Source organism: Xenorhabdus cabanillasii (assembly GCF_003386665.1).
GTDB lineage: Bacteria > Pseudomonadota > Gammaproteobacteria > Enterobacterales > Enterobacteriaceae > Xenorhabdus > Xenorhabdus cabanillasii.
Genome location: NZ_QTUB01000001.1, coordinates 1938672 through 1959070, shown reverse-complemented (window position 1 = coordinate 1959070; position 20399 = coordinate 1938672). Strand labels below are relative to the sequence as shown.

Genomic DNA, 20399 nt, shown 5'->3' with positions numbered 1-20399 from the left:
TTTTCAAAAATGTTAAAACCTACCCCGTTTAAGGTATGTTACTTTTTTATAACAAGAAACCTTACTGGAATAAGTGCATATTCACCACAGAATGGAATAACGACACGACGTTCGACACGATGTTTTTTCGATCAGGATTACATAATCAGGCTATTAGATAGCGTTTTATTTCATTTTTTTGCGATAAGCATCAAATTATATCAAGATAAGCAAAGATTTTATTAGAAAGTTAATATGCATTAAGCTGTAACAATTAAATAACACTTCAACACCCCCGCAACGTGGGTGAAGCCGATGAAATAATGAACAAAATTAAGCAGAATAACACTATCCCATTAACAGATACGCGGAAAAAAACACAGGGAACTGCTTTCTCAATACTTGGTGCGATCAGCCTATCTCATCTCCTGAATGATATGATCCAATCGCTCATTTTAGCAATTTACCCACTATTGCAGTCTGAATTTACCCTTAGCTTTATCCAGATCGGAATGATCACTCTGACTTACCAGGTCACTGCATCTTTACTACAACTCTCATCGGCTTATATACAGATAAACATCCTCAACCTTATTCACTCCCTATCGGGATGGGGTTTACACTATCCGGATTACTTTTGTTAGCCTACGCAGACAGTTTTCCTGTTATATTACTGGCTGCTGCACTCGTCGGCACTGGTTCATCTGTTTTTCATCCTGAATCATCACGGGTTGCTCGAATGGCTTCGGGTGGACGCCTTGGATTAGCTCAATCTTTATTTCAGGTAGGTGGAAATCTGGGGAGTGCATTTGGCCCTCTGTTAGCCGCTATCATCATAGCACCTTATGGTAAGGGCAATGTGGGATGGTTTTCTCTAGCGGCCCTGTTGGCTATTATCATTTTGTTACAAGTCAGTCAGTGGTACAAAATGCAGCACCATGCCACTTCACGCCATGTATCCAATACGCTTCCTCATCCCCGTTTTTCTAAGAAAATAATTATCCGTTCATTCATCATTCTTCTGGTGCTGATTTTCTCAAAGTATTTCTATCTCACCAGTATCAGCAGTTATTACACCTTTTACCTGATCCAGAAATTCGGTATTTCAGTGCAAAGTGCGCAGATTCATCTCTTTGTATTTTTGTTTGCTGTGGCTTATTCTTTGGTCTGGCATTTGGTATGGGAGGCATCGGTGCAGCAGTACTTGGCTATGTAGCAGATAAAACCAGCATAGAATTGGTTTACAAAATTTGTGCTTTTTTACCACTTCTTGGTATTTTTACCCTATTATTGCCAAATATAGAAAATAAGAATGAAAAAAATAGTACAATATACTAAAAAATATTATTTTATTAATATCACTTCTCTTTGTAAACATGAGTAAATAATGAAAAGATATATATAAAATACCATTACAATAATATTTATGTAGATCGTCTGCATTTTCATATAATATCATATTTTTCAAGCAATTATTTTAAATTATTTGTAAAATGAATTATTACCTCACCTAATAATACAATCTATAACAATCTAACCTAGAAGGAGCCTTGATGGAGCATTCGACACCTCTAATCACGACTATTGTTGGTGGTTTTCTTCTCGCCTATCTGCTCGGTATGTTTGCACAGCGCCTGAGAATCTCGCCTTTAGTAGGTTATCTTATGGCAGGTGTACTCGCAGGGCCTTTTACACCTGGTTTTGTTGCCGATACTTCTCTGGCACCCGAACTTTCAGAAATTGGCGTGATCTTACTGATGTTTGGTGTCGGCCTGCATTTTTCACTCAAAGACTTATTAGCCGTAAAATCAATTGCAATCCCAGGTGCTATTGCACAGATTGCCGTTGCAACCGTTCTGGGAGCCGGTTTATCAAAACTACTTGGCTGGGGATTATTCAGTGGGATTGTCTTTGGCCTCTGCCTGTCAACCGCCAGTACCGTAGTGCTTCTCAGGGCACTGGAAGAGCGCCAACTCATTGATAGCCAGCGAGGTAAGATTGCGATTGGCTGGTTAATTGTTGAAGATCTGGCAATGGTACTAACTCTGGTATTACTACCCGCATCTGCGGGTATTTTAGATAACCAGAATGCAGATATAGGTCAGTTACTGCTCGGACTGACTATTACAATTGGCAAAGTTGTCGCCTTTATTTTATTAATGATTTTCGTCGGTCGCCGTCTTATCCCCTGGCTTTTAGCGAGAACAGCCGGTACAGGCTCCCGTGAATTATTTACCCTTGCAGTCCTTACTATCGCATTGGGGGTCGCCCATGGTGCCGTGACACTGTTTGATGCCTCATTTGCATTAGGAGCATTTTTTGCTGGCATGGTGCTGAATGAATCAGAATTAAGTCATCGTGCGGCGCAAGATACTTTGCCTCTCAGAGACGCTTTTGCAGTTCTATTCTTTGTGTCCGTAGGCATGTTGTTTGACCCAATGATCCTCTTACAACAGCCAATTGCCATTTTAGGAACCCTTGCCATTATCATTATTGGCAAATCAGCCGCCGCCATGTTGTTGGTCAAGATCTTTGGTCATTCGCGACGTACTGCGCTGACAATTTCCGTCAGTCTTGCCCAAATTGGCGAGTTTACCTTTATTCTGGCAGGGCTCGGAGTAACTTTAGGTATGTTGGATGAAGATGCCCATAATCTTATACTTGCAGGAGCCATTCTTTCTATTATGTTAAATCCAGTTTTATTCAGCTTGCTGGATCGCTATCTGGAGAAAACAGAAACCATTGAAGAACAGCTGTTAGAAGAAACATTAGAAGAAGAAACTCAGATCCCTGTCAATATTTGTGGTCATGCCATTGTCGTGGGATATGGCCGGGTTGGTCGTCTGCTTTGCCAGCATCTACAAGAAAGAAATTTTCCACTGGTAACCATTGAAGATACACGTGCCGGATTTGAAGAGCTAGGAGAGGCTGGTATCAGTGCCGTAATGGGTAATGCGGCCAATAAAGATATCCTGACATTAGCAAGACTGGATTGCGCTTGTACATTATTCCTGACCATTCCAAATGGTTATGAAGCGGGTAAGATTGTCGAAAATGCGCGGGAAATGAGACCAGATATCAATATTATTGTCCGTGCTCATTATGACGATGAAGTCACTTATATTACAGAACGCGGTGCCAATCACATCATTATTGGCGAACATGAAATCGCCAAAACTATGGCTAACGTACTGCCGGAAAATGATACAGGTTGTCCAATAACTCCACCATCATCACTTTCACCAACCAATCCATCAGCGGCATAATTATTAGCGATATGGAGTATCCCGATAAAATTAACGGGATACTCCTGAACAATAATTATCAACGTTCCCAGTACGCTTCTTCCAGGCTATCTTCTTTTTCTGGTAATCCACGAGTCAAGCGCGGAGCATGCTGGCTCAATACCTGATAACTCACTCTATTCGCATACTTACATACCTGAGCCAAAGAAGAGTATGTCAAATAAGAGCGCATATGTTTACTGGAATTCGGAACATTCATTCGGTGATAACTATTGGCCGTAATATCATGCAGCAATGCAGACAATGCACCATCTCCTGCCCCATTAGTGTTCATAATCTTCTCAGGCCCTCCCATATATGGCTCAATATGAGAATAGACCCGCATTGGATTCTGGCAATCAGCCTGACGCATCGCACGGCTAAACTCAAAACGATTGAACTCAGCAATTGCGCCCGGCAATAATGGATGTGAAGTCTGACGCCTATGCTCTTCTTCAGTGTAACCCGCCATATACAATCCAGCCGGCCCGGCAGTACACAATACGAGATCCACCCAATTCAAAACCATATCTGCCGCCAGCAAGGGATCACTAAAACCTGTTAGTTCCTGAGCTTCATCCTCATTCATGGCTACTACAGAAACGTGCTCTGCCAGAAAATCACGCCACCATTGAGGATCATCAGCAATGACGTATTTAGTTCCTAATGTCAGTACAACAGGGACATTATGCTTTTTCGCATATTCAATGGCTTTCATCGTCGCTTCCGGCATAGGTTCACCTGGCTTACAACGTACCAAATAGGCTGTAATTACCAACGCCGATGCTTCTGCAATAATATGTTCAGGAATATTTTCTGGACTGAGTTGATTCATTAATCCCGGGCTGATAGCGAATGTTCTTTCACCATTTTCAGTTATTAAAGTGAAACAACGGCCAATCGGGCCATCGACGCCCTGAAGATGATTTAAGTCCATACGGCTGGAAGTATTACAGAGATAACAATAAGCGTAACTGCCGATTTGGATGTTATTACACATAGTGCCAAGCAATACAGACTTATCATCAGCTAAAACAGAGTAATTGTGCAAAGTATTACCGATAGTTCCGCCTGCAAACTCATGGCTAATCAAGTTATTTTCTGCTAACTCATTGTAGAGTGCCTCAGCCACATCATCCTCAATAACTAGTGAATGCCCTTGGCTCAGGTTATAACGTTGAATAAAATTTTCATCCACTTTTGCTTCAATATCTACCAATATTTGGTCAATACCAACAATATAGGCTCGATTACTTTCAGTATCCATCATCTCTTTGATGGGCTGAAGTAGAGGATCTCTGTGGCTGACAGGAAAATAGTGTTTAGATTTACGCTTACCGGGGAATTTCATAGTTGATTGCTGCTATAGAGCCAAAACATGCGGCATATTAGCATAATCCCATTTGGTACAATACCACAGCGAGACAAAAAACTGGTATCCATAAATGGTATCCATGAAAGAGAAGCGGCCAATGTTATACAACATTGGCCGTTAAAATTACGGTTATTATAAGCCTCTGACAAGACATTGGCTTATAAAATATATTAAGCTGTCTGCTGCTTCTGACGGCTACGCACCATATTGCGCATCAGAACAAACATAATGGACAGGATAAAGCCAATAAAACCAGCGCCAAGCAGAATCAACAAACGCTTAGGTGAATCTTTCGTTGTTGGCTCATAAGGCTCCTGCATATATCTGAATGGCTGGAAATCAAGTTTATCAATATTTACAGTTTCCAGATTTTTGATATACAAAAGACGGTTACGCAAATCTGCATCTATCATTGTTGAATCGGTAATTCCTTCAGTAATCTGCAATTTTCGTTGCAACGCATCGGAACCTAATGCAATTGAATAATCTGGATCATCCTTAATGATAGCGCCACCATTAGAGACTGGTTTTTTGACGCCCGCGGAGTTAGCGATGGAAATTGCATACTTCAATCGTTCAATATCTGTAGCACGCATATTTGTGATACGGGCCAAATCGATATCATAGAGTTTTTTCGAGTAAACCAGCTTCTGACGCACCATATCATTCAGTTCATCTTTCACCTGATCCCGCACAACTGCGGAGACAAATTTGATATAGCCAGATAGCAGTTTGTAAGAATCTTCCGCCGTACCGGCACTAAAAGAGAGCGTTGTTTCATAAAACTCGTCTTCTTTATCTTTTTTAGGCACGGAAGAGGAAATATTTTTATTTACAATCTGTTCGATTAGACTTCTTTTGCCCTGTGCAGTAATTTCATCTTTATTGGCGAGCAGTGCTTTGAAATAATCAGTATCCACCAAATACTCTTCACGTAATACACGTGAATTATAGTTTTCAACAAAACGCTTATATAACGATTCTTTTGTCAGATTTGATTCGAGATTAAGAACATTCAGCTCTGTTAATACGTTCTTTAATGGCTGAAACTCTTCCAGCCCTGGTTGTACCACCGCAGCCGTACTGGTCCATTTTTGCGGCAAGAATGATGCAATACCAAAGCCAATTACTGCAAACACAAAGGATACTGCAATAATCAAATATTTTGATTGAAAGATTACGGAGAACAATTCAAACAGATCAATTTCATCTTCTTGCCTTGAATGATAATAATCTGCATGCCCCTCATAAAAATCCGCGTTCTTAACTGGTTTATTACTCATTATCTACATTTCCAATACAAAATAATTTTGCTTCTCAATTGTTGCCCACCGAGTTTCTGCTCCTACTCACGGAATTTATTGATCTTGAAGCAATATCCTTAAAAAATCACACAACTCGCAAAATATATGCTGGTTAACTATAGGCAAAAATGTCCATATCTACTAAAGTCTTGCCAACATAGAGCCCGGTAACAATCCATGATTGCCAATAATTCATTATCTGACAATGTTATTGACCAATTGTTCGAACAGCGAAATGTGTGCCTCATTATCGTTAAGTGCAGGTATATATTCAAACTTTTTCCCACCTGCGCCCAAAAAAACAACTTTATTCTGTTGCTTAATTTCTTCCAATGTCTCAAGGCAGTCAGATGCAAATCCCGGACACAGTACCTGAACATGTTTCACACCTTGTTTTGGCAACGATGCCATTGTCTTATCCGTGAAGGGTGTTAACCACGGCAAACGACCAAAACGTGATTGGTAGGTCATCATAATTCTATCTGCCGGATAATCCAACACTTGCGACAAAAACTCGGTCGTTGCCAGGCAATCTTTTGGATAAATATCCCCCATCTTAACCAGACGTTCAGGAATGCCATGGTAAGAAAGAATAAGGCGGTCAGGCTGACCATGCTTGTCAAAACTTTGCTCTACTGTTTCCTTCAGCGCAGCAATGTATGCAGGGTGCCTTGCATAACCACGGATAAAATTCAGATGAGGAATAGTACGATATCCCTGCAATATTTTGCTGATACTATCAAATACAGCTGCCGATGTTGTGCTGGAATATTGGGGATAGAGAGGAAGTATGATGAAATGATTAATATCTTGCTGTAACAAAGTATCTACTGCCTGAGACAAAGAAGGTGAGCCATAAGTCATCCCCAGAACCACAGGAATATCACTCAGCTTTTCACTCAATCGTCTTTGTTGGCGAATACTATAAGCCAGTAAAGGAGAGCCTTCTTCTGTCCAGATTTCCTCGTATAGTTTAGCGACACGGGAAGAACGGAAGGGAAGAATAACACCGTGTAATAGCGGCTTCCAAATCAATGCAGGGATATCGACCACCCGTCGATCACTTAGGAATTGCGCTAAATAACGTCTGATTGCTGCTGGTGTAGGCTCATCTGGCGTGCCAAGATTGACCAATAGAACACCATAATTGCGATTACTCATTCCTCAACACTCCATTAAAATGACTGGTAATCTAAAATAAAACACTATGATAGTCACATATTACATTTTATGGAGCGAGAGTCTCATGGTATGTGAGGTAAAAGGCAGGCAGCATTCACACCGCCTGCTCTTACTGTTCAGGATTAAAATGAATCAAGAACCGACTGTATGATTAGCCCAGAATTCTGGCTAATTCTTCACTGACTTCAGATACCTGACGGGTTCCATCAAGTTTGAAATATTTTGTATTACCGTCCTGAGCTTCTTGTTGGTAATAAGAAACCAAAGGTGCTGTTTGTGCATGGTATTCAACCAGGCGTTGACGAACTGTATCTTCCTGATCGTCTTTACGAATAGTCAATTCTTCGCCTGTAATATCGTCGTGGTTTTCCACTTTTGGTGGGTTGAATTTGATATGGTAAACACGGCCTGATGGTGCATGTACACGACGACCAATAATGCGTTCAACGATAATTTCGTCTGGAACATCAAATTCCAGCACATAATCAACCTTGATACCCGCTTCTTTCATAGCATCAGCCTGAGGAATGGTACGCGGGAACCCATCCAACAAGAACCCATTACGGCAATCATCTTGTTTGATACGCTCTTTAACCAAGGCAATCACCAGCTCGTCTGTGACCAGTTTGCCATTATCCATCAATTCTTTTGCTTTCAAACCCAACTCGGTGCCTGCCTTTACTGCGGCACGCAACATGTCACCTGTCGAAATCTGGAGGATCCCAAATTTCTCCATGATAAATTGCGCCTGAGTCCCCTTACCGGCGCCTGGCGCGCCCAGCAGAATAATACGCATCGCGTAAATCCCCTTGCTATTTGCTTTTCGTATTTTTAAAAGAAAACGAACCACCATACCATTGGAGTGGGGGATGGCTCAAGAAAACAGGTAAACGTTTTCGCATTCATCAAAAAATAAACCACGCTCAATTTTCGGTTGAAGCGTGGTTTATTGTCATAATTTCAACGAAATTACGCTTGTTCAGCTAATAATAATTGATTCATACGACGAATGAATTGATTTGGATCCTCTAATGTTCCACGTTCAGCAAACAGCGCCTGATCCAGCAGTAATTCTATCCAGTTAGCAAACTGAGCATCATCCTGAATGTCAGCCGCTCTTTTCACCAAGTCATGTTCCGGGTTCAGTTCAAAATTATAACTAACTTCTGGTACTGACTGACCTGCTGCTGCAAACAGTTTTGCCATTTGAGTCGTCATTCCGTTGGCATCGGTGGTGACTATCGCCGGAGTATCAGTCAATCGATGAGTCAATTTAACTTCTTTCACACGCTCACCAAGCAGTGTCTTCACGCGTTCAACAAATGGCTCTAGTTTTTTATCTTCTTCTTCCTGCTCAGCTTTGTTCTCATCAGCCAGTTTATCAAGGGATTCATCAGCCTTACTGACTGACTGGAATGATTTACCATCGAACTCAGTCAGATAGCTCATCATCCATTCATCGATGCGGTCGGACAACAACAGAACTTCAATGCCTTTCTTACGGAACAGTTCCAGATGTGGGCTATTCTTCGCCGCAGCATAACTATCAGCCGTAATATAGTAAATCTTCTCCTGGCCTTCAGCCAAGCGGCTGATGTATTCTTCCAGAGAAACGGTTTGTGATGAGCTGTCATTGTGAGTGGTTGCAAAACGCAGTAATTTAGCGATAGCTTCCTTGTTTCCACCATCTTCAGCCGGGCCTTCTTTCAACACCAGACCGAACTGCTGCCAGAAAGTCTGGTATTTCTCTGCATCATCTTTTGCCAGTTTATCCAACATTTGCAATACACGTTTAGTCAATGCACTACGCAGATTACGGGTGATTGAACTATCTTGCAGAATTTCACGGGAAACGTTCAATGGCAGATCATTAGAATCAATTAGACCACGGACAAAACGCAGATAATTTGGCATGAATTGTTCAGCTTCATCCATGATGAATACACGCTGCACATACAGTTTCAAACCATGTTTATGTTCACGGTTCCACAAATCCCACGGGGCTTGAGAAGGGATATACAGTAAGCTGGTGTATTCCTGCTTACCTTCAACACGATTGTGGCTCCAGCTTAAAGGATCAGAGAAATCATGAGAGATGTGTTTATAGAATTCCTTATACTCATCATCGCTGATTTCAGCTTTACCACGAGTCCACAAGGCCTGAGCTTTATTGATTTTTTCCCATGCGACAGTAACTGAATCGTCTTCTTCGTTTTTAGTTTGGGTTTCAATTTCAACAGGTAAAGCAATGTGATCAGAGTATTTGCCAATGATAGAACGTAGACGCCAGTCATTAAGGAATTCGCTTTCCCCCTCGCGCAGATGCAGGGTGATTTCTGTACCACGATCTGCCTTTTCAATATCTGCAACAGTGTAATCACCTTCACCGGTCGATTCCCAGAATACACCTTGTTCTGTCTTCGCACCTGCTGCACGGGTACGTACGGTCACTTTATCAGCAACAATAAAGGAAGAGTAAAAACCAACGCCGAATTGTCCAATCAGCTGGCTATCTTTAGCCTGGTCAGAACCGATAGATTCAAGAAATGCCTTAGTACCGGATTTTGCAATCGTTCCCAGATTATCGATCACTTCATCACGGGTCATACCAATACCATTATCACTAATGGTGATGGTTTTCTTCTCTTGATCTAAAGCCAGACGAACACGCAGTTCAGCATTATTCTCGTACAATTCAGGCGCAGATAATGCCCGGAAACGTAATTTATCAGCGGCATCTGATGCGTTTGAAATCAGCTCGCGGAGAAAAATTTCTTTATTGGAATAAAGAGAGTGGATCATCAACTGCAATAATTGTTTGACTTCAGATTGAAATCCACGGGTTTCCTGATCTTTCATGCTCATTTATTACCTCAATCTAAATCCAGTTCAGATATGTAAAGTCGGAAGATGGTAATCAGATGGGGATAAAACCTGAAAATTTCAAGCTCAGATAACAAGAAGAATGTGAAATTAGTTAGATTACTCATTAAAACAAATAGTTAAACAAAATATTATGGATGGTGGTACTCTCCGCAACACCATCCATTGAAATTTCCCATTAAAAATAATGAGAGAACAATCACAAATCGGTAATTTTCTGCCGGCCAGCAAGAGAATGGGACAGTGTTGTTCCATCCACCATTTCGAGTTCCCCTCCAACGGGAACACCATGAGCAATACGACTGGCAGTCACACCATATTGTGAGCACATTTCCGCAATATAGTTTGCTGTTGCCTCTCCTTCAACAGTCGGGTTGGTTGCCAGAATAATTTCTGACAGGGTTTCAGAAGACAAACGTTCTTCCAAGCGATCCAACCCAATATCCATTGGACCAATACCATCCAACGGCGATAAATGCCCCATAAGGACAAAATAACACCCCGCAAATTGACCGGTCTGTTCAATTGCGTGGATATCCGCAGGACTTTCCACCACGCAGATTTGACCATTTTGCTGGCGACGGGGATTGGCACAAATTGTGCACTGTTCCTGCTCTGTAAATGTCCGGCAGTCCTGACAATGACCAATTTCAGACATGGCGCGCGTCAATGCTTGCGCAAGCCGCATACCGCCACTGCGATCCCGTTGTAAAAGATGAAACGCCATTCGTTGCGCCGACTTAGGGCCTACGCCCGGCAGGCAACGCAGTGCTTCCATCAAGGATTCAAGAAGAGGGCTGGTTTGCATCAGAAAGGCATCTTAAAGCCAGGTGGTAATTGCATGCCACTGGAAACATTGGCCATTTTTTCTTTTTGAGTTTCTTCAATACGGCGGGCCGCATCATTGAATGCCGCAGCAATCAAATCTTCCAGCATATCCTTATCATCCTCCATCAGGCTTGGATCGATTTCGATACGACGGCAGTTATGTGCACCATTAATGGTAACTTTCACCAGACCTGCACCAGATTCACCAGTCACTTCCAGATTTGCAATTTCTTCCTGCATCTTCTGCATTTTTTCTTGCATCTGCTGGGCCTGTTTCATCAAATTGCCCAAACCACCTTTACCAAACATAATTTTCTCTCTTTGCTGTAGACACAGTATAAATACACACTGCGGGGTTAAACAGGCCGGATACTTTCTTCATCCAATTCTGCATCGAATAGCTGCTGAAGTGTTTGAATTGTTCTATCCGAAATAATGGATTGGCGAGCTTGTGCCAATTTTTCTTCATAAATGGCTTGTCGCCACTCCAACGGCGTTTTTACCGCTGGATTATCATCCTCAATGATACTGAGTTCAATAGGTTTACCATGTAATTCACTCAATGCTTCGGATAAAGATCTCTGTGCCGATGCTGAGTTAAGATGACGTTGTTTTGAACGCAAATGAAGGCAAAACTGACTTTCGTTAATCTGCTCTTTAAATGCATTCAATGCCACTTGTTGAACCAGTTTTGGAATATTCAAGTTATCAATTTCAGCGGCCCATGGATCTCTTTGCTTAGATTCATCGGCCAACTTTTCCACCAATTCTGGTGTCTTTTCATATTCAAGCGCTGATTTGATCGCTTTTGGTGTTGTAGTAACGGGTTTTTCTTCAATATTTTTAGCGCGCCAGCGATAAGCCTCTTGTTTTACAGGCTTCGACTCCCGCACCTCGGGAATAAAAGATTTCGGCCGCTGTTCAGCCACCGTAACCAATCGCTCCAGTGCCGAACTTGCCGGCTTCGTCTTCACAGACGCTGCCGGTTCAGCCTTTTTTGGAGGAGCGTTTCCCTGGCGAGAAAGCATATTCCTCGCTTGCAGTAATTTTGCTGTCGGACTGTCAGCTACCGATTCTGCCCCTGATGTTTGAGACATTTTTTGTTCAGTAGATTTTTTGCTGACAATATTGTCAGGCTGTACAGGTGTTGATGCTGCAATAGCCGATGCAGCAGGCATTTCTACATTATGGGGTTCCGGCGTTTCTTCAATAATTGTTTTGGGATGAAACGCCAAAGCACGCAATAATGCCATTTCAACCCCCATTCTGCGCTCCGGCGCATAGGGGAGATCTTTACGACCAACCAATAAAGCCTGGTAATAGAGTTGTAAATCGCTAGGTGAAATTGATTTCGCCAGTAATCGCAAACGCCCTTCTGTTGAAGACGATTCTATATCTGGTTGCTGAGGCAGCAATTGGATCATGGCAATGCGATGTAACAACGATAACATCTCTACCAGAAGATTTTCCCAATCCATACCACGTGCTGCAACCTGATCAACCAGAGCCATAAGCTTCTGCCCATCAGCACGAACTAGCGCTTCTATCATTTCCAGAGGCTGTTCATCATCCAGCGTGCCCAACATCTGGCTGACAATCTCTGCTGTCAGTTTCCCTCCACCAAGAGCAATGGCCTGATCGGCCAGACTTAATGCATCACGCATACTGCCATCCGCCGCACGGGCCAATAGCTGACGGGCCCGAGCTTCGCTCTCTATTTGTTCGGCCTTAAGTACATGCTCCAATTGGCCACTGATTTGATTGACATCTAGTGCTTTCAAATGAAATTGCAGACAACGTGAAAGAATAGTTACCGGCAATTTCTGCGGATCAGTCGTTGCCAACAGAAATTTCACATGTTCTGGCGGTTCTTCCAATGTCTTGAGTAATGCATTGAAACTATGGCGTGACAACATGTGAACTTCGTCAATAAGATAAACTTTGAAACGCCCTCTGGCAGGTGCATACTGCACGTTATCCAGCAATTCGCGGGTATCTTCGACTTTTGTTCGCGAAGCAGCATCAATTTCTATCAGATCAACAAATCGTCCCTGCTCAATTTCAAGGCAATTTATACACTGTCCACAGGGGGTTTTTGTGATACCTGTTTCACAATTCAGCCCCTTTGCCAACAGACGCGCAATAGTTGTTTTTCCCACACCACGAGTGCCGGAAAAAAGATAAGCATGATGGAGGCGCTGGTGTTCAAGACCATTAGCCAATGCAGTCAACACATGTTGCTGACCAATTACATCAGAAAATATTTGTGGGCGCCACTTACGGGCAAGTACCTGATAGCTCATGAATACCGAGGAGATTGAACACGACTGTCTATCATGCTAGCACAGCCTCACCATGGACGGCGAGGCTGAAGTATCAATTATACAAAAATCAGAACAATCAGTGGTCAGGAAACTCGACGAGAATGTAGCTGTCAACACCCTGATTTTTCAAACGCTCTGTACCACCCAAATCAGGTAAGCCAATGATAAAGGCTGCTTCAGAAACCTCGCCACCAAGACGGCGGATTAAGCGGACTGTTGCTTCGATTGTACCACCAGTTGCAAGCAGGTCATCGACAACAAGAACTTTATCTTCAGCTTTGATACTGTCTTTATGAATTTCTAATGTATCAGTGCCGTATTCCAGATCATAAGTTTCACTTAATGTCTCTCTGGGTAATTTGCCTTTTTTACGGACAGGAACAAACCCCACTCCCAGACGCAGTGCTACAGGTGATCCAAACAAGAAACCACGCGCTTCAGTACCGACAATTTTGGTAATACCTTTTCCCTCAAAATGTGCGACCAGTAAATCAATCGCCGCTCGGTATGCAGCAGGATTATCCAATAGCGTAGTAATATCACGAAAAAGTATGCCTGCTTTGGGATAATCAGGTATTGTTTCAATACTATCTTTAATAAATTGCAGTTTTTGTGCGTTAGCGGTCATAATTAATGCCAGCCAGTTAAAAAAATGAAAACGCTAAAATCTATGAAAACTACCGGAAAAAAGCAACAACAAAGCATGTTGCTGCTTATTTTTGTTGATATGTATCAAAATTATCCTCTATGACATCCTGCATCGCTATTAAACAAATTTTGATGATCGGATGGAATGAAATTTAACAAGAAGATTATTGACTATAACGGGATACTGATGAGTATACAAAATTTATTAGATGTGCTTGAAAAACAAATCAGTATGCTGGCAACCGAGTTAACTTCTCTGCCCGATACCCCATTTTCAATTGCTCGTTTTGATCAGGCTTTATTTCATCACCGCAGCAATAAACTCAGTGGATATATGCAGGAAATTAACCAGAATATGGCTCAGTTAAAACATTGTGTTAGAGATAATCGTGCCGAACAGGTCAAATTTCTCTCTGAACGTTTAGTAATGCAAATTGAGGCTCTGAAAAGAGAATTTTCCACCCAATCACTCCGCAGGCAAGAAGATAAGTTTGATCGACAGTCACAAGAACGAAATCTTTATCAACGATTAGCCGAACATCAAGATTATGAGCGCCGTTTAATGGCAATGATTGATGACCGTGAGTTACAACTAGATCAACAAATTGTATTGGCGAATAAATATAAACTGCAAAAAGAAATCGCCGCTCTGGCAGGAAGGCTTGCCCGTTGCCGTCAGGCATTAATGCGTATAGAAAAAGCGATAGAAAAACAGGAATATGCAGATTAATTAGAGGAATAACCGTTATGGATCTCGAAAATGCACCAGCTGAAGTTAAACTTGCAGTAGATCTTATTTACCTGCTCGAATGCAATGAAATTTCCCCTGAAACCGCATTAGCTGCACTAGATATCGTCAAACATGACTTTCAAGGGAAGCTAAAACAAGAGTCTCAACAAGCGGAAAAAAATGCCTGATAAACAATCACCAGGCATGTTCTTTAAAGTCATTCCTTAAGGTAAGAGTGGCTTGTCATCAGAGGCTGGAGGTTCATCTGAATGGCGTCGGCTGCTGCTAATCATAGTCTTTTGAACCTCTTGCAGACTATTTCCCTGTCCATTATGCAAATAGACTTCCAGCTGATTGAACGCAATATTGATATCATTTTCCCGGCACAATTTATCTATACTGCGGTTAACTTCATCAACCGTGCGGCTGCGATCACCTAATTCCCGTACATATAACCTTAATTCATGATCCAGTGTGCTGGTCCCGAAACTCATAAAATAAACCTGTGGTTCTGGTTCGTTCATTACGCGGGGATTACTTTTCGCTGCCTGTAACATCACTTCTTTCACCTTATCGAGATCAGAACCATATGCAACACCCACCTTAATGATAATGCGGGTGATTGTGTCAGAAAGTGTCCAGTTAATCAGGCGTTCTGTAACAAATGCCCGGTTAGGAATAATGACCTCTTTACGATCAAAATCAGTAATTGTTGTCGCACGAATACGGATTTTACTGACTGAACCAGAATATGTTCCTATAGTGACGGTATCTCCGATACGAACAGGACGTTCAAACAAAATAATCAAACCTGAAACGAAGTTGGCAAAGATTTCCTGTAAACCAAATCCCAATCCCACCGAAAGTGCTGCTGCCAGCCATTGTAATTTATTCCATGAAACACCCAGTGTTGCCAGTGCACTAATCCCCCCGACACCGATGATAAAATAAGTCAGCGTTGTCTTAATGGCATAAGAGGAACCCTGTTGTAATTGTAAACGGGATAGTACCAATACTTCCAACAAACCCGGCAGGTTTCTCATCATGACCCATGAGATAACCAGCATGGCTATGGAAAGTGCCAAATCTTTCAAGGTGACATGTTGCAGAACATTTCCCAGTTCTGTTGTCGTGCTGTATTGCCACAGATTAATTCCATCAAGGTAAGAGAATACCGTTACCAAGTCAGACCAAGTCCAGTAAAATGCCATAAAAAAGATCAGAAACAGCACCATCGTGGTTAAACGTAATGATTGCTGATTAATGAGATCTAACGCCATTGGTGGTTCTTCCACCACTTCACCTTCTGCGCCTTCTTTTGCCTGAGCCTGACGGCGGGCAATCGCCCGGCGATACGCAATACTACGTGCTGCAAGGCTTAATCCGCGCAGACAGGACTGATAACAAATATGCCAGAGAAGTAGCAGATAAGCACTGTAAAGCCAGCGCTCAGATAAACGTAATGTCGTATAAAAATAGCCGGATACTGTCAGCACAATCAGAACCAGCGGGGCAAAGGTCAATGTCGTTACCACAATGGTTTGGATCATATGCGAGCTTTTTTCACGCCATACCTGACGGCAGAATGGAAAAATAAAAATGAAAATAAAGAACAGACAAATCAGTACAGCACATTGACCAATAACATCATCAGATAAACGAAGCGGATGTTTAACGCCCAAGGTTACCCAGAACAGAAGCGGTAATAAAGCGAGTGACAATCTCACGAGATTTTTGCGAAATAGTGAACATAATTCTCTGCTCAGTGAGAAATGTTGTTCTCCGATCCCTCCTTTATCCAGAATTTGGTAGCTGCATCCATAGACAATCCAGAATAACGCCAATTGACGGGAAAATCCCCAAACCAACTCCCCTAACTCATCACCTGACTTCGAGTACCAGTAACCTATTGCCAGAATAATAAAAGCCAGAGGCAGTGTCTTTATCAGCGTCAGAATCAAGGCCAGTGGAGTATGTAATTGACTATCCCTGCGTAGTTGCCCTACCTCAGCAGAAATTTTCTTTAGTTGCACATTAATACTTTTTGTCTGCCAACGTAAAAACAGCCCTACAAGTAAAAGGGGGATAACAAAGTGAATGGAATTCTGCAACCCGGTGATAAGCCCTCTGATCGTAAAATGAATATTAAAATGCGTCAGCTCCTCATGAGCTAATGCTGGCAGCGACTTCAACCATGCCCAGTTCATAGGCCTATTGCTATTAACCCAGAAAATCTGCTGAACAAGCGTCTGTTCCAGCGATTGCGTCACATCCAATAACTCCTGTTGATCCATCTGCAAATTAATGGCGTGTGTAATCTGCTGACCAAGCAGGTTGTTCAGTTGGTTTAATAAATCCCGACGAATCTCAAACAATTGCCCTATCGCATTACGAATTTCCCCAATCACCTCTTGAGGCTCATCTTTTATCTCACTGGCATGTTGGTTCAATAATTGATTGATATAGTCATTAACCAAGTAAAGCTGATCACGTTGCTGAGCAATTTCAAACTGTTCTAACCGCAAGTCGGCAATTTTCGTTGGCAAATCCTTTGTCAGGGCATTCCGGGGTACTTTGAGCTGTTCCTGAAACAAAATGCGTGATAACAATAAGCTTCCACGTAACACCTTAACTTGTTCTTTCAAACCACGCTCAGATTGGATAGCTCTATCCAGGAAATTCTTTACCTGAATTTTTTTCTGCACTAATTGGTTATTATCCCGTGTTGCCGCTACCAAACGTTCACTGAGATCACGATTTATCTCGATTTCTTCCCTGACCAGCGGATTGGACTGAATATGGGGATTAGTATCATCTGAATTCTGCACCTCTTTGGCAGTTTCTTCCGAAACAATTAGGTGTCTTCCATTAACAATATCCTGAATTAACTGGACATACCGTTCCAATTGTTCAATTTGGAAAGAAGTGTAATCCCGTTGAAGCTGTAAAAGGGTTTGCAACTGGGTATTTACTCGCAAGGACTCTTTCTGATAGTCCTTTTGTTGCATCAAGAAAGATTGCTCTACCAATAATAATTCGATTTCGGTATGACGAACCTCAGACTGTTCGGTGATTGCGTTATTAAGCTGATTACGAATTTGCTGCAACCGTTGTACATTATGGTACAGCAAATTTTGTGCTCGCTCTGGCTGCGTTTGTAACCCAATCAGTTGGCTATTATAACTGGCGAGATTGTCCTGTGCTTTTTGCAGACTGTTCAGTGTATTGTTCAGTTTGGTTTCAAGTTGTTTCAGGGACAAAGTAGCCAGATTTTGCTTATATTCATCCTCATTCTGTTGAGAATTATTCTTCAGGCTTGCTAATTCAGCAGTGAGCTGTTGTGATTTCTGTGGTAATTCCTGTAAATTTTTTTTAAGTTGCTCAGAATCCAGTTTAACCTGATCTATTTTATCAAAGAAAGAGAGCGTTTTTTCTAAGTCAGCTATTGAGGCTTTCTCCTCAACTGTATGCTCTTTACGTTCTGTTAACACTTTAAGTTGATTCTGGATATCATCACGCGTTGGAACATCACTGCTGAATGCAGCCATAGCTGGATGAAAAAAGCATGACAGAAGAATAAATAAGCCCACCAGCCCTAAAAAGCGAAAATACAGTATCCCAGGTCTTTTATTGCACAAGACCCCCTTATTGAGTACCATACTCAAATAGTGGTTAAATGGAACCATGAATTCATTTACTCATCGTTTGCAGATAATGGAATGATAGCACTGAAGTCCGGGCAACACTGCTATGTTTCTTTTTCAGCTCAGTGTTAAGAATCTACTCTTGATAACATAATTACTGGCCATAATAAAAATTGATTCCATCCATATTTATCTCATGTTATTCAAAATTTGTTTTCTTCAATATGGCGCAAGTGATGGCTATATTTTAGTGTATCAATGAAACTATCCACCAGATATACAGATTGCTCCTGAATATTAAAACTGTCCGGCGCAAATAACCAATTCTCCAATAACCCGGTCATTAATGCTCTTAGCATGATAGCTGAACGTTTGGGATCGATGTCATGAGGCAACTCTCCCGATTGAATACAAGCAACCAACACATCTTCTATTTTTTGATAATCGGAAATACATACCTCCCGAATCTGTTCAGCTAATAAAGACATTTCTCCAATAAACTCACATTTATGGAAAAAAATTTCCATTAACAAACGGTTCTGGCAATTATCCGTCATCATTTTTAACAGAAAAATCAACAGAGATCTCAATACAAGTAGTGGATTATTGGGATATTTTGCTTGATACTCTTTTTCAAAAGCATCTATTGTGCTTTCGGGCATTTTACAAGCAGCAAAAAGCAAATCAGTTTTGTTTTTAAAATGCCAATAAATTGCGCCGCGTGTTACACCGGCTGCAATTGCGATATCTGATAATGACGTAGCAGAAACGCCACGCTCAGAAAAAACCTTTATCGCAGCTTCTACAATTTGTTGACGAGTTTCTTTAGCTTGCTGTTTAGTTTTTCGTGCCATTTTTATGCCATAAACTTTGTTTTTTAACCGAGGCTGATTTACATACATTCATGTATGTTTGTACTATAGCATCACTCATCAATGAAGTAATAATTTCACTCGTTAGCACTCATCAATTCGAGAGTTTACATTGAAAAATTGAGGTTTACTTATGCGAAAAATCAGAGGGGTTGTGCCTCTGGCCACATTACTGGTATTTTCAGGCAGCTTTATTCTCTCAGGATGTAATGACAGTCAAGATTTTCAGCAAGGGGCTGCTGGCGAGCAGGTTCCTGAAGTCGGTATAGTAACGCTGAAAGCTGAACCTCTGACAGTGCTCACAGAATTACCGGGCAGAACTTCAGCTTATCGTGTGGCTGAAGTACGCCCTCAAGTCGGTGGCATCATTCTGAAACGTAACTATAAAGAAGGCAGTGATGTTCATGCCGGAGAATCTTTATATCAAATTGATTCAGCAACCTATCAGGCAGATTACAGTAAGGCCAAAGCAAATCTGGCCAGAGCAGAAGCAAACGCGAACGTCGCTCGTTTAACTGTTGAACGCTATCAGTCATTACTGGGTACACAATATGTTAGTAAACAGGAATTTGATAAAGCAAATTCTGAATATGCTCAGGCTGCGGCAGATGTTCAATCTTTGAAAGCTGCATTGGAAAGTGCCCGCATAAACTTAGCTTATACTAAAGTCACTTCTCCCATCTCAGGACGTGCGGGTAAATCTACCGTCTCTGAAGGAGCTCTGGTTTCTGGCGGACAGTCAAATGCTTTGACAACGGTTCAACAACTTGATCCTATCTATGTTGATATCACGCAATCCAGCGATGACTATCTGCGGCTTAAGAATGAGATCGCAGAAGGCACAGTCCAGAGAGAAAACGGTAAGCCCAAAATTCACTTAATCACTGATGCAGGGAAAATGTATAGCCAGACTGGTCACCTTGAGTTTTCAGACATTACTGTGGATGAAACAACTGGTTCCATAACAATGCGTGCTGTTTTCCCGAACCCGAATGAAGAACTACTTCCCGGTATGTTTGTCCGTACCAAACTGGAAGAAGGTGTACGCAAAAATGCGATTTTAGTTCCTCAACAAGGGGTGACCAGAACACCTCGTGGTCAGGCAACGACACTAGTCGTTGATAAAAATAACAAAGTGGAATTGCGTTATATCAATGCCACTCAAGCCGTTGGCAACAAATGGCTGGTTTCCGAAGGTCTAAAGGCAGGTGATCGAGTCATCGTCACAGGGTTACAGAAAATCGTGCCGGGAATAACAGTTCAGCCAACGGAAGTTGATTTGGATGCCAAGCCTACAACAACTAAAACTGAATCAGCCAAAAAATCTCAATAAGGAGTTGGGGATT

Annotated in this window: 15 protein-coding genes and 1 pseudogene; 5 read left to right on the top strand and 11 right to left on the bottom strand. The window is 41.9% G+C overall.

Features of this window, described 5'->3' with window-relative positions; translation table 11 throughout:
• Positions 1–416: 416 nt before the first annotated feature.
• A pseudogene (locus tag BDD26_RS09240) lies at positions 417–1317 on the top strand (MFS transporter).
• 215 nt (positions 1318–1532) lie between these two features.
• Positions 1533–3245 (top strand): YbaL family putative K(+) efflux transporter, encoded by a 1713-nt coding sequence (gene ybaL / locus BDD26_RS09235; RefSeq protein ID WP_115826363.1) that lies wholly within the window; start codon positions 1533–1535, stop codon positions 3243–3245.
• A 58-nt stretch (positions 3246–3303) separates the two neighbouring features.
• On the opposite strand, the gene BDD26_RS09230 is transcribed toward ybaL, so the two are convergent.
• The 9 genes from BDD26_RS09230 to apt all read right to left on the bottom strand — a co-directional run bounded on the left by BDD26_RS09230 (position 3304) and on the right by apt (position 13787).
• Complete coding sequence (locus tag BDD26_RS09230) at positions 3304–4614, bottom strand: inosine/guanosine kinase (RefSeq protein ID WP_115826362.1); 1311 nt, start codon at positions 4612–4614, stop codon at positions 3304–3306.
• Positions 4615–4808: 194 nt separating this feature from the next.
• On the bottom strand, positions 4809–5921 hold the full coding sequence (gene wzz(fepE), locus BDD26_RS09225) for an LPS O-antigen length regulator Wzz(fepE) (protein WP_115826361.1): 1113 nt from the start codon (positions 5919–5921) through the stop codon (positions 4809–4811).
• Positions 5922–6137: 216 nt separating this feature from the next.
• Positions 6138–7103, bottom strand: a complete 966-nt coding sequence (gene hemH / locus BDD26_RS09220) for a ferrochelatase (protein ID WP_115826360.1) — start codon at positions 7101–7103, stop codon at positions 6138–6140.
• A 172-nt stretch (positions 7104–7275) separates the two neighbouring features.
• Entirely contained in the window at positions 7276–7920 is a 645-nt protein-coding gene (gene adk, locus BDD26_RS09215) for an adenylate kinase (protein WP_038262279.1), read from the bottom strand.
• A 173-nt stretch (positions 7921–8093) separates the two neighbouring features.
• On the bottom strand, positions 8094–9983 hold the full coding sequence (gene htpG, locus BDD26_RS09210) for a molecular chaperone HtpG (RefSeq protein ID WP_170140435.1): 1890 nt from the start codon (positions 9981–9983) through the stop codon (positions 8094–8096).
• Between the two features lie 223 nt (positions 9984–10206).
• A complete protein-coding gene (gene recR, locus BDD26_RS09205) occupies positions 10207–10815 on the bottom strand; it encodes a recombination mediator RecR (RefSeq protein WP_115826358.1) in 609 nt (202 codons plus the stop codon).
• Positions 10815–11144, bottom strand: a complete 330-nt coding sequence (locus BDD26_RS09200) for a YbaB/EbfC family nucleoid-associated protein (RefSeq protein ID WP_038262272.1) — start codon at positions 11142–11144, stop codon at positions 10815–10817. Before BDD26_RS09200 ends, recR begins: the two co-directional genes overlap by 1 nt.
• Positions 11145–11191: 47 nt before the next feature.
• Positions 11192–13138, bottom strand: a complete 1947-nt coding sequence (gene dnaX / locus BDD26_RS09195) for a DNA polymerase III subunit gamma/tau (RefSeq protein WP_115826357.1) — start codon at positions 13136–13138, stop codon at positions 11192–11194.
• A gap of 97 nt (positions 13139–13235) precedes the next feature.
• The gene (gene apt / locus BDD26_RS09190) at positions 13236–13787 is read right to left on the bottom strand and encodes an adenine phosphoribosyltransferase (RefSeq protein WP_115826356.1); all 552 of its coding nucleotides are present in this window, start codon (positions 13785–13787) and stop codon (positions 13236–13238) included.
• 207 nt (positions 13788–13994) lie between these two features.
• On the opposite strand from apt, the gene priC reads away from it, so the two are divergent.
• Together priC and rsmS are read left to right on the top strand one after the other, a co-directional pair.
• Complete coding sequence (priC, locus tag BDD26_RS09185; RefSeq protein WP_038262264.1) at positions 13995–14537, top strand: primosomal replication protein PriC; 543 nt, start codon at positions 13995–13997, stop codon at positions 14535–14537.
• A gap of 17 nt (positions 14538–14554) precedes the next feature.
• Complete coding sequence (rsmS, locus tag BDD26_RS09180; protein ID WP_069202312.1) at positions 14555–14725, top strand: pleiotropic regulatory protein RsmS; 171 nt, start codon at positions 14555–14557, stop codon at positions 14723–14725.
• 36 nt (positions 14726–14761) lie between these two features.
• Here rsmS and mscK read toward each other — a convergent pair whose 3' ends face one another.
• Both mscK and acrR read right to left on the bottom strand, forming a co-directional pair.
• Positions 14762–18223, bottom strand: coding sequence for a mechanosensitive channel MscK (gene mscK, locus BDD26_RS09175; RefSeq protein WP_115826355.1), 3462 nt, complete (start codon positions 18221–18223; stop codon positions 14762–14764).
• 161 nt (positions 18224–18384) lie between these two features.
• On the bottom strand, positions 18385–19035 hold the full coding sequence (acrR, locus tag BDD26_RS09170) for a multidrug efflux transporter transcriptional repressor AcrR (protein ID WP_038262309.1): 651 nt from the start codon (positions 19033–19035) through the stop codon (positions 18385–18387).
• A gap of 151 nt (positions 19036–19186) precedes the next feature.
• Here acrR and BDD26_RS09165 point away from each other — a divergent pair, with 151 nt between their 5' ends.
• Positions 19187–20386: an efflux RND transporter periplasmic adaptor subunit gene (locus tag BDD26_RS09165; protein ID WP_038262257.1), complete on the top strand. Its 1200-nt coding sequence runs from the start codon at positions 19187–19189 to the stop codon at positions 20384–20386.
• Positions 20387–20399 lie beyond the last annotated feature (13 nt).